This window comes from Kordiimonas sp., assembly GCF_048260245.1.
Classification (GTDB): Bacteria; Pseudomonadota; Alphaproteobacteria; order Sphingomonadales; family Kordiimonadaceae; genus Kordiimonas.
In genome coordinates, this window is the sequence record NZ_JBLXGZ010000042.1 from 18,519 (window position 1) to 28,828 (window position 10,310).

Here is a 10,310-nt window from a genome sequence, read left to right on the forward strand (position 1 = left end):
ATGCGGGAGTAAAGAATATGTGCCTGAGCCTAGAAGCTGACCGACAGGACAGCGCCGACCGTACGCGGCCGGGCCGGTACCCCGGTCGGCGTACCTACAATCTTGTCGTAGGAGGCTGATGTATAGACGACTTCGTTCAGCAGGTTGGTCACATAGACACTGAGTGAATAATTGTCGGCGAAGGTGAGGCCTGCGTTCATGTCCGCGAGGATATATTCCTCGCCTGGGAAGCTGAAGGACGGGGAGGCAGGATCGCCGTTGTCGAACGCGCCCTTCTGTGCACTGGAATAGCGGAAGCCGCCCCCAACATGTGCCATGACATCGCCAGACAGGGCAAAATCATAGCGGAGGTTCATTGATGCTCTCCATTTCGCGAGGCCAGGCACCGCCTGATCCTTGAGGCCAAAGATCACCGGCTCGTTTTCATCAAGCTTGCTATCGGTATAGGCCAGGGTCGAGACAACGGAGAGGCCATCAACCGGTGTTAGCGTGAGCGATCCTTCAAAGCCTTTTGCCGTTAAGCCATGGTCTGCGTTGCCGATATAGGAGGCACCAAAAATAGGCACGAGGGTCTGGAACTGAGCCCAGTCGATATACCAGAGCGCAATATCATAGGCGATCTTGCCCTCAGCCGCGTAGCCTTTCGCGCCGACTTCATAGCTCCAGAGGCTATCCGAACTGACATCAAGCGAGGCAATAGGGGCGCCCGGCGGGTTCGTGCGTGCGGGGCGGAAACCGCTTGCTACCCGGCTATAAAGTGACAGGGCTTCATTTGGCCGATAGCTCAGGGCAAAAGACCATGTGTCTGCGGTGTCCTTGACCTCCGCATTCAAGGCGCCGCCTGCACCCACCAGTGCAGGGTGGCCCGTCACCACCGTATCAAGGCCAACTTTCTGCCGGCTGATCCGCCCCCCGACTGTCACATCAAGGTCAGGAGTGAGGTAATATTTCACATTGGCAAAAGCCGCATATTCCTTATAGGAATCCACCGTCGAGCTATCGAACACCGTCCACTCCGACGGGGTGGAGATGCCCAGGGCCTGCGTTGGTGCATCCTCATCGGTATAATAGAGGCCTACAATCCATTCGAAACTGTCGCTCATCTCTGACGTGAGGCGCAGTTCCTGCACGGTTTTTTCATAGCCTGTGGTGGTGCGGGTCGGGAAGCCGGTGTCGGTGCTGGTAGGGTGGCCTTCAAGGCTATTGATAAAGGCCATCACGCCCGCGCTGTTCTGGTCTACGAGGAACAGTTTTGGGCTGTCCATATAGGCGGTTACAGACGTCAGCGTTGCCCAGTCGAATTCATAGTTGATCGTGGCGCTCAAAAGGTCGGTCTTGATGGTCTGAACGTCATCCGGGTTGCCCGTGGTGCGGTAATTGCCAAGTGCGGCGTCATAGTCTGCGTTCAGATACGAGACACCACTACCGGCCCATTCTGTCGATTGCCGGGTATAATTCATCCGTATACCGAAGCGGTCGGACGCTGCCCAGTAAAGGTCCGCAGCATAGCCGTAGCGTTCATAGGTGTCGCCGTTTTCTGCCAGTACGTCACCGGTCGCTCCGTCAACATAGTCGAAAAGACCGGCGTCATCCTGATAGAAACCAGATACCGTTATGCCTAGCTTGCCGTTCACGATTGGCGTGCTGATACGGCCGCTGTATATCTGGTTGAAACCGCCATGTTTGGTGGAAGAAACGTTGGCAGAGGCATCACCACGGAATTCTTCGAGCGCTGGTTTGCGAGTGATGTATTTCACTGCGCCGCCGAGGGACGTGGAGCCATACAGGTTGCCTTGCGGGCCTTTCAGCACCTCGATCCGCTCCACATCAAGCAAAGAGGCATCAATGAAAAATTCGGAGTTGAGGTTGGAGTTTACCGGTACATCGTCGATATAGACACCAACGACAGGGGAGTGAGAGAACTGTCCCACGCCGCGCGCGGTGAGCGTGCCAAGGCCGGGCGGTGCGCCTTCGTTGTTGGTGGTCATTCCCGGTGTGTAGGCCAACATATCGCTGAGCGTTACAAGGCCGCGACCTTTAAATTCGTCCGGCTTCACGACGGAGATGGCAAGCGGTACGTCCTGCAAATTTTGCTCGCGCCGGTTCGCAGTCACGACGATGTCTTCCAGCACATAGTCTGCGCTCTGTTCCGCTGTGTCCTCAAGGGGGGCAGAGATATTGTCTTCGTAATTTTCGCCATAGGAAATTAAGGTATAGCCTGAGTTCGGCTGCTGGTAGTCCGCCACCGTGCGCTTATAGCTGGCAGATCCGGCGCTGCGGGGGCGAATGACATACGTGGTCTCATCCACTTTCTGGTGGACAAGATTGGTGCCCTCCAGCAGCCCATCTAGAACCGAGATGGAATTGAGGCGCCCCGATACCCGGCCAGCAATGATGCCCTCAACCTGACCCGGTGCATAAATAAGTTGAATTTGTGTGATGTCCGAAAGTTGCGCAAGTGCTTCCGTAAGGCTTTGCGCCTCAATAGTGATATTATAGAGTTTTGCCTGATCCGCGAGGGACGGCGTCGTGGCACTGATGAGAAGCGCGACACACGCTGTTGACGTTTTTAAATCGAACATCTGATGTTCCCCTTTGTGGTTTCCTCAAAGGTTCCGCAAATCGATTGTGCCGTCGGGCGCACCTTTCGGTGTGGCGTTCTCCTGACCCATTAAAGGCTATATCAGGAAACAGGCTTGCCGGACGCAATTTTAATAGAACCTGAGCTTGAAACACGTGCGGCATGGAATTCCCCTAAGGGATTTTTAAAAAAATACACAAAAACCCCAAATAAAGCATATAGTTACAAAAAATACGAAAAAGGCCTGTGGCGGGTAGGGGATTTTTGCTTTCTGCGTGTCTACAGTGCACAGAATATTTTTTCATTGGGCGCTGGCGATATGTTGGTGGCCCATGCCCCAAGGTGGCGGTCAACCGGGATGACGATCAAATCATTATTTGAAACGCAATACCGCAAGTACGGACCAGAGGTACAGAATTTCATTGCCAGATATGTGGGCAATTATTCTACCGCCGAGGACCTGACACACGAGGTGTTTATCAACTCCTTCCGGGCAACGCGCGACAAGGATCTGGAAAATCCGCGAGCTTACCTGTTTGCGGCTGCCCGAAACCATGTGATCAACCATTTTCGTACCCGCGCGAACCGGCATTCGAACGCGACGGTAGAGTTTGACGAGTTGGTCCATGGCGGCGACAGTCCGGCAGAAGACCAGCGCATCGAAGCGCGCGATGAACTTAAACAGGTAATCGCGGCCGTTCGCACCTTGCCGCCACGCGCGCAGCAGGCCTTTCTGCTCAATAGATTGCAGCAACTCAGTTATCAGGAGGTTGGGCAGCGCATGGGCATTTCGCCTCGTACCGTGGAAAATCATGTCGCAAAGGCCCTTCTTGTTTGCGCGCGCTATCTGGCAGACAGCCAGCAGGTCACAGGTGTGGACATCGCCAATGAGACAAATAACATCACCGATCTTGCCGTACACCGCAGTAGGCTGAGGTCACAGGCAACGGACCGCTGACAATGAGCAAAAGCGACTTGGAAACATTTGAAGACGTGATGGAAGAAGCCAGCAAGTGGCTGGCACGTGAGCGTGCGGGCGATATGACGGATATTGAGCAACAGGAGCTTGAAACCCTGCTTGAGCAGAATGAAGCCTTTGCCATTGCGTACCTTGACCTGCTCAGGGCGGACAAGGCGTTCGATAGCGTTGCGGGTAAACACGGCGGCGAACTTCTCGCCGCAATGGCGCCTGATCTTTCTGCGTTGCTGGAGCAAAAGGAAGAGACCCCCGCAGCTCCGCGTCCATGGTGGCTGCCGTCTCCGCGCAGCTTTGGCTGGGGGGCTGCCGTTGCAGCATCCCTGATGGCACTGCTTATCGTATCGATTTCCTTTTTTGACAGTGGGCCGATGTCGTCCTCTTACGAAACACGGGTCGGTGAAAGCCGTACTATCATGTTGAAAGACGGGTCTGTCATTACACTGAATACCGATACCCGCCTTTCTGTTGCTCTGGCGGCTGAGGAACGGCGTATCCTGCTTGAAAAGGGAGAGGCTTATTTCGATGTTTCGAAAGACAAGGCCCGGCCCTTTGTTGTTGTGGTAGGCAATGAGGTGGTTCGCGCCGTGGGGACCGAGTTTAATGTTCGCCGCCGTGCTGACGTGACAAATGTCATGGTCACGGAAGGCGTGGTCGAGGTGAAGAAGAACGTACCAGCTAGTGCACAAGGGGATGTATCCGAGTTGCTGCCGGTGCCGGTGTCCCTTACCGTCGGCAGTGACCTGACGGTCGACCAGGACGGTGTTCGGACTACCACGCTCAGCACCGAAGAGTTGGCGCAGCGCACCTCCTGGCGTCGTGGTATGCTGCACTTCAAGGCTGAACGCCTTGATACTGTTGTGCGTGAAATCCAGTATTATGTCGACAAGGAAGTCATTATCGCGAGCGATGATGTGGCTGACCTGATGGTGGGCGGGTCGATTAACACGCAGAACGTCGCTTCCTTCCTCAAAGGGCTTGAGGTGAATTTCCCCGTGAGCGTGATTGAGCGCGATAGCGTGATCATCATTAGTTTTAAGGACAAGCGGGAACAGGAAACCACAGCATCAAACCTTGCCATCGCGCTCTAGTCCCTGTTTCATAAGATGAGTAAGCACCTGCTGTGGGGCACCGCGCGATAATTGAGACCGGGGCGAAATGTGTGAGACTTAGGCTTGTTTATATAATGGCGCTGGCGACCGTAGTGACGTCTGTGCTGTTGTATGCCGCACCTGATGCGCGGGCTGGGGCCGGTCCCACTATTCAATGGACCATAAAAAAAATCGAGAAAGCGGAAAACCGCGCCAGCCGTGCGGCGGACAAGAAAAAATGGGTTCTTGCAATTCGCCATGGCGAAAAGGCGCTGGAGGGTTTGCGGGCGCGCGGCGAGCAAAATACCCCGCGCTATATTCAGACGTTGTTAAAAGTAACCGGTTTTTACAGCCAATCGGGGCGCCTTGGGGAAATTGAAGCGCGGGTCGAACAGGCCTATAATCAGGCGCGGGCCTTGCTTGGGCCAGCGCATGTCCTGACCCGTGAGGCTCGTGCGTTTTATTACGCACGGCTTGTCGTGCGCAAAGATTATGCTTCGGCAATCCGGTTGGTGCAGGACGCGATGGCTGTTCTTGGCACGACCATGGATGAAGACTATCGTCGCCACCGCTACCTCAAACATCTCTATTCGCTCTATGGCCTCACAGGCGAACTGGCTCTGGAGGAAGACGCACTAAAGCGTTTTCTCGCTCTCGACGCGCGCCTGTACGGCAACGCAGTTGAGGACAACGGAGAAATCATCCAGAACCTCGCCAACAATTATTGTCGCCAGGGCAAGCTGGCTGAATTTGAAAGCTTGCGGGCGCAACACGGTCTTGCTTTTGTTTGCCGGTAACATGCCGGGCATTTTTTTGCCAGCCAAGAAGTTCAAACCTGAGGCCGGCACCAGCGCCAGCGCGCGGAAAAGATGGCGTGCAGTAAGGTGTGGTTAACACTATCTGTGATAGTATGCTTGATATACCGGTTTTCGGGAGTGACGAAGGCGCTGTAATTGAGCAAGTTGACGATTTTTCTGGCCACGATGCTGGCGGTGTTGTGTGCCGCGCCTGCAACCCTTCTCCCCGCCCCCCTGTCTGGTGCCGCCTTCGGCACAGACGCCGGTGCGGAGGGCGAGACCGCTGGCGAGCCCCTCGACGCTGTTTTTGGCACCAGTTGGGGCATGACGCTCGCACTGGATGGTACCGGTTTTTACAATGAACTGATTGGGCATGTGCTGCCGCTTGTCACGGACGAGGCTGCTGCAAACGGCAGGGCTTATGTTCCTCTGCCATATAAACGCGCAAAAATGCAGTTTGAAATACTGGAAAACAGCTGCATCTATCCCGCCACCATTGAACATCTCCGACGTGGTCAGGATATAGATAACCGGCAGGAATATATCGAGACCTCGCCCATGCTGGTGGTGGAAAGCCATATATTCAGCCGCCCCGGCATGCCACCGTTGACCAGCATGGACGCGCTGGCAAACCGCACTGTGGCCTATCCCAATGGTTCCTCCCTTCCTGTCGTGTTGAAGGATTATAATATCAGGTTTGTTCCCACGACGGATGAAAACACCAAAGCCCGTATGCTGATCGCGGGCAGGGTCGACCATATGTCCGGCTCGCTGCCGGATAATATATTTGTTTTTCAGGCACTCGGCCACCCATTGCCGCCCTATAACCCGGACCTGTCTTTGCTGAAGGTAGGGGTTGGTATCGTCTGTCACCGCAACGGGAAAAACGAAGCCTTTGTGGCTGCGGTGAATGCGGTACTGGCGAAGCCGCATATGCGGCAGAAGATGGAGGTATTCCTGCGGGACAAGGGGGTGGCGCAGCGTTTCCTGCCGCCGCACGTCGTCAAGGCCGCAGGTGCGGAGTAGGCGCGGCGTGTCGGGTGCAGCGCTGATATAGTTTCATTCATAACCTTCTGTTTACCGCATACCGGATGCGTTTTATCGCATCAGCCAAGACGATCGTATGGCGGGCTTCTATGGTGACCATACCAAGCACCGAGTGATGACAGCTCCAGCAGCAAAAAGACCGGAACGGCCCGAGCAACGACCCGAGTAACGGCAGGAGCGAGGATAAGAATACAGAGGGGTAGCCAGTGGCTTGCCCGTAATATCTGCTAACCTTTCCATACGGCGTTCCTTTTCGGGGGCGCCGTTTGCTTTTTCGCGCGATGGACCTTGTTTCGCGGTTGACCATCCCTTATCTTTTTGGTGATAGACAGGTGCCTGTGGCATAGGCGCACGACCTATCTGTGCCCAATTTCGAAAGAACCTGACCACGTGTCCCAGACACCTCACCACCGCCGCTCTTTTTTCGCCCTGACCCTGTTGGTGGTGGTGATGACGGCGTTTGCCGCTCTCGCTGGTCCGGCACCGGTCGCACGCATGGGCAGCGGCGAAGGCGTGTCGGCAAACTTCGGCCCGGTACAACACATCACCGATGCTGCGAACGCGACCACCCAGTTCATCGCACGGCAGCAGAACACAGCCCCGCATAACAATGGTCAAGCCCGCAGTGCTGGCAGTGCAGCCGACACGGACCCCTATGATGACCTTTTTCCCGGCCTGATCACGGGCGCAGCACTTGATTTGCTCGTGCAGGGTGATGGTTACGGCGCGTTACCGCGCGTGATAAAAGATGCGCGGTATGGCCGTGCGCAGGCACAGCCCCGGGCACCCCCGTCCCGAGGATAGCTGATATCAGCAACATTTAACTGCACACATAGGCCAAATCGCGGCGCAGCCAGTTCGGGCGCTCGCTTTTGGCCGTCAGACCAATTCTGTTCATGGGGATAACCATGGTTTCATTATTTTTTCGTTCGCCGCGCCTCTGTCGCGGTGCCGGGCACCCGGTGCCGGGCTTTTCATATGCGTTGCGCTCTGCCCTGCTGGAAGGGAGGGCAGCATGACCGACCTCACAAAAGCGCCCGCGCGTCGGCGGTGGGAGCCCGGTGCCCTGGCGGGCGCTGTCGCCATGACAGTGTTCCTGTGTTCTGAAGTGGCGGTGTTGCTGGCCACGGTTTGTTACATGTTCACATCAGGCTGGGTACAGCAGGCTGGGTATGTGCTGTCTGCGGTGCTGACTGTTTATACCATTATTGTGTGTTTCAGGCAGGCGTATGCAATGGAAATGGCGTTGCTTGACCGCAAGCTCGTTCCCGGTGCCCCCCGCGACGACCAGGATGCACGGTCAACGGCTGAAGGGACATGAAAACAAGCGTGGGGGCTGGGCTCAAGGCCACAGCCCCCGGCGTCGTTGCTTGCGGTTAGCGTAAACGCCCCAGGGCCAATGTCTGTGATGATGGGGTAAGGGATATTGGCCCAGCCTTTTCAGTATTGCGGAAGCAGCCCGACAAGGAAAGGCAAGTTCGTCAATATCACTAATAAGTGAATATAATAAACCATAGCGATAGTGTGACCGCCATATGGTAAGCCGGGGAGCCTCCCTTATCATTCAGGGTGGTTCCCCGGCCTGATCACCAGCCGATCCCTCGGCCCGGACTTGAGGAGGCAACACCAGCTTCGCAGGTCAGGACTTTCGTTGGGGCCGAGGTCCTGCCCGGGGGCGGGCAAGTGTTCATCCGGGTGCGGTAAAAAAGGGGGAAACCGCAACTGGTTCACCTGTGTCTGTCCCTATGACGCATGACAGCGGCATTTTGGGAATGTCCGGCCACCTTTTTGGGTGCTTTTTCAGGCGGTGTTATGTGTGCGGGCGCAGGCGACCCGATGTGCTGTCGTCCTGTCTTGCGCAGGCGGTGTGCCAGCCGTTTTAAACGGCGGATGCGCATGGCCTCACGGTAGATCGCGGCGCTGACCATCAGCACAGCAAGACTGTCACGGCGGTCGCGGAAGCCTGAGCGCACTTCAACAAGCCATAAAATACGGCGTTTCGGGTTTGCGGGCAGGCGCTGGCCCTCCATGAAAAACTCCTGAAACCAGCCCCTGAGTGTCAGGGTCGTGATGCCGGGTGCAAGTGCTGCGGCCAATCGCCAGTGATGGCGCCGCCCCAAAGCACGGGAAGCGGCCGTAATACGTAATGAGCGGTCGGGACTGCGGGATGACGGCAAGAGCGGAGTCCTTTCTGCCGGGCGGCGTTCTGTTCAGGTACGCAGCGCCGCGCGTGGCGGACAAGGGGGGAGGAACCCTTGTCCGCCGTGGCGCGGTCGCAACTGCACCAAAGCCTGCGCTTACCACCTGCCCGGCCCACACAGGGGCGCGGCGGGGAAGCGTTATGCAGGCGCCAGCAACCGCACGCAGCAGTGGGGCGAATACAGCCGTGCCAAAGGCATGCTGTAACCGCAGGTGGCGTCCAGGCTGGCCTTGGGGGCATGCCGTTGCCTGGATCCCGGGGGTTTGGAGCCTGTGGTGTGCGCCGTATGGCGTATCACAGTGCCGGATGCGGCTTTTCCGCAGCGTGCAGAAACGCGCCCCAGGCGATGCTCTTCACCTCACCGCTTTCGTCGGTGCTGGTGAGACAAAATTACGAATAATGTAAATTATTGTCAATGCGAAAATTACGAAAAACGAAAATATTTATCGCTCTCAAAAACCGAAGGTTGGTATCACTCGTACAAACTTGGTGTTAAACTGCAGGCGTGGGGGTCTTGGAGATGGCATGCTCTTCAGACGATTGACTGCGCTGTTGGTCTTGGCGATTTTGCTGCTGGCATTCGGTGTGTCTCTGCTGCTGGAGCAGACAACATTCTCGACGTCAACGGATGATGCCGGGAAGCGGGCAGACCGGGGCGACACGCCGCACGGTGACACGGCTGCGGCTATCACGCTATATCGTCCGATCAGCTACTATACCAGCGGTGGGGGCAGTTTCAGCGGTGCGCTAGCCGAAAACACCGGGGCGGAGCGCGCCCTGACGGCGCTGCTAGCGCGTCTTGGCGCACAGGTAAACGTGCGTTATGTACCGCTCAGGCGTGCCTTTGGGCGGTATGCTTCCAGCACAGACGCCTGCATCGTCGTTCCCTCAAAGGGGGACGGGGAAAGGGATATCGCGTCAGAGATATATTACCGCAACCCCTTCTGGATTTATGTGCTGAAATCCAGCGGTATCACGTCTTTTCAGCAGCTTGAGAGTTACGGCATGATCGACGGTGCGGATGCTATCACGGGCCGTGTTCTATTCCCCGGGCTTGAGCGCACCTACGCCCCCAATTTCCAAAGCCTGATTGCCATGCTACGGTCAGGGCGGGTGCAGGCGATCCCCCTGGGGGAACTGGCTATCCTGAACGAGCCTGATATCGACGATGACCTTATGCGGCTGGATGAAAATCCCTACCTTTATCTGGACATGCGGTTGCGGTGCAAACGATCACCGCGCACGCAGGCATTGATTGATGAGGTGAACGCGGTGCTGGCGACCAAGCCCTAGTGCGGTTTGATCATCCGGGTGTGTACCCACATCACGCCGCCCACAATATTCCCGATACCAAGACCCTTGTGTCCTTCAGGGACAAGCGCATCCGGCAGGATGGAAAAAGCAAAGCTTTCGCTGGGCTCGGCGGCGTCTTTCGCGGCGCGTAGCATATCCTGCCCGCCAGCGGTTTTTACATATTGCCGCAGCACGTGTCGCCCGTCCGGCAGCTTCAGCACAAACAGTGCGCCGGGCGCGATAGGGACAAAATGCACCTTGGGGTCGGCCGTGATAACAAGGCTGCCTTCAGTGACCTGATCCCCCATGGAGCCGTCACCCATGA

Annotated in this window: 10 protein-coding genes; 7 read left to right on the forward strand and 3 right to left on the reverse strand. The window is 56.5% G+C overall.

What is annotated here, in order from left to right; genetic code table 11:
* Nucleotides 1-29: 29 nt before the first annotated feature.
* On the reverse strand, nucleotides 30-2,582 hold the full coding sequence (locus tag ACN0VM_RS16165) for a TonB-dependent receptor domain-containing protein (protein ID WP_417451930.1): 2,553 nt from the start codon (nucleotides 2,580-2,582) through the stop codon (nucleotides 30-32).
* 357 nt (nucleotides 2,583-2,939) lie between these two features.
* Here ACN0VM_RS16165 and ACN0VM_RS16170 point away from each other — a divergent pair, with 357 nt between their 5' ends.
* From ACN0VM_RS16170 to ACN0VM_RS16195, 6 genes are all read left to right on the forward strand, one after another.
* Nucleotides 2,940-3,539 carry an RNA polymerase sigma factor gene (locus ACN0VM_RS16170; protein ID WP_417451931.1) on the forward strand — a complete coding sequence of 200 codons (600 nt, stop codon included), beginning with the start codon at nucleotides 2,940-2,942 and terminating at the stop codon, nucleotides 3,537-3,539.
* A 2-nt stretch (nucleotides 3,540-3,541) separates the two neighbouring features.
* Nucleotides 3,542-4,648, forward strand: a complete 1,107-nt coding sequence (locus tag ACN0VM_RS16175; RefSeq protein WP_417451932.1) for a FecR family protein — start codon at nucleotides 3,542-3,544, stop codon at nucleotides 4,646-4,648.
* A gap of 71 nt (nucleotides 4,649-4,719) precedes the next feature.
* Nucleotides 4,720-5,445, forward strand: coding sequence for a hypothetical protein (locus ACN0VM_RS16180; protein WP_417451933.1), 726 nt, complete (start codon nucleotides 4,720-4,722; stop codon nucleotides 5,443-5,445).
* 156 nt (nucleotides 5,446-5,601) lie between these two features.
* The gene (locus tag ACN0VM_RS16185; RefSeq protein ID WP_417451934.1) at nucleotides 5,602-6,471 is read left to right on the forward strand and encodes a hypothetical protein; all 870 of its coding nucleotides are present in this window, start codon (nucleotides 5,602-5,604) and stop codon (nucleotides 6,469-6,471) included.
* 411 nt (nucleotides 6,472-6,882) lie between these two features.
* Nucleotides 6,883-7,296, forward strand: coding sequence for a hypothetical protein (locus ACN0VM_RS16190; protein ID WP_417451935.1), 414 nt, complete (start codon nucleotides 6,883-6,885; stop codon nucleotides 7,294-7,296).
* A gap of 211 nt (nucleotides 7,297-7,507) precedes the next feature.
* Nucleotides 7,508-7,813: a hypothetical protein gene (locus tag ACN0VM_RS16195; RefSeq protein ID WP_417451936.1), complete on the forward strand. Its 306-nt coding sequence runs from the start codon at nucleotides 7,508-7,510 to the stop codon at nucleotides 7,811-7,813.
* Between the two features lie 406 nt (nucleotides 7,814-8,219).
* Here the strand turns inward: ACN0VM_RS16195 and ACN0VM_RS16200 are convergent, their stop codons facing one another.
* A complete protein-coding gene (locus ACN0VM_RS16200) occupies nucleotides 8,220-8,669 on the reverse strand; it encodes a hypothetical protein (RefSeq protein WP_417451937.1) in 450 nt (149 codons plus the stop codon).
* Between the two features lie 548 nt (nucleotides 8,670-9,217).
* Here ACN0VM_RS16200 and ACN0VM_RS16205 point away from each other — a divergent pair.
* Nucleotides 9,218-9,985, forward strand: coding sequence for a hypothetical protein (locus ACN0VM_RS16205; protein ID WP_417451938.1), 768 nt, complete (start codon nucleotides 9,218-9,220; stop codon nucleotides 9,983-9,985).
* On the opposite strand, the gene ACN0VM_RS16210 is transcribed toward ACN0VM_RS16205, so the two are convergent.
* Nucleotides 9,982-10,310, reverse strand: a 329-nt coding sequence (locus ACN0VM_RS16210; protein WP_417451939.1) for a hypothetical protein, incomplete at its 5' end; no start/stop codon positions are given. The two genes, ACN0VM_RS16205 and ACN0VM_RS16210, sit on opposite strands and share 4 nt — an antisense overlap.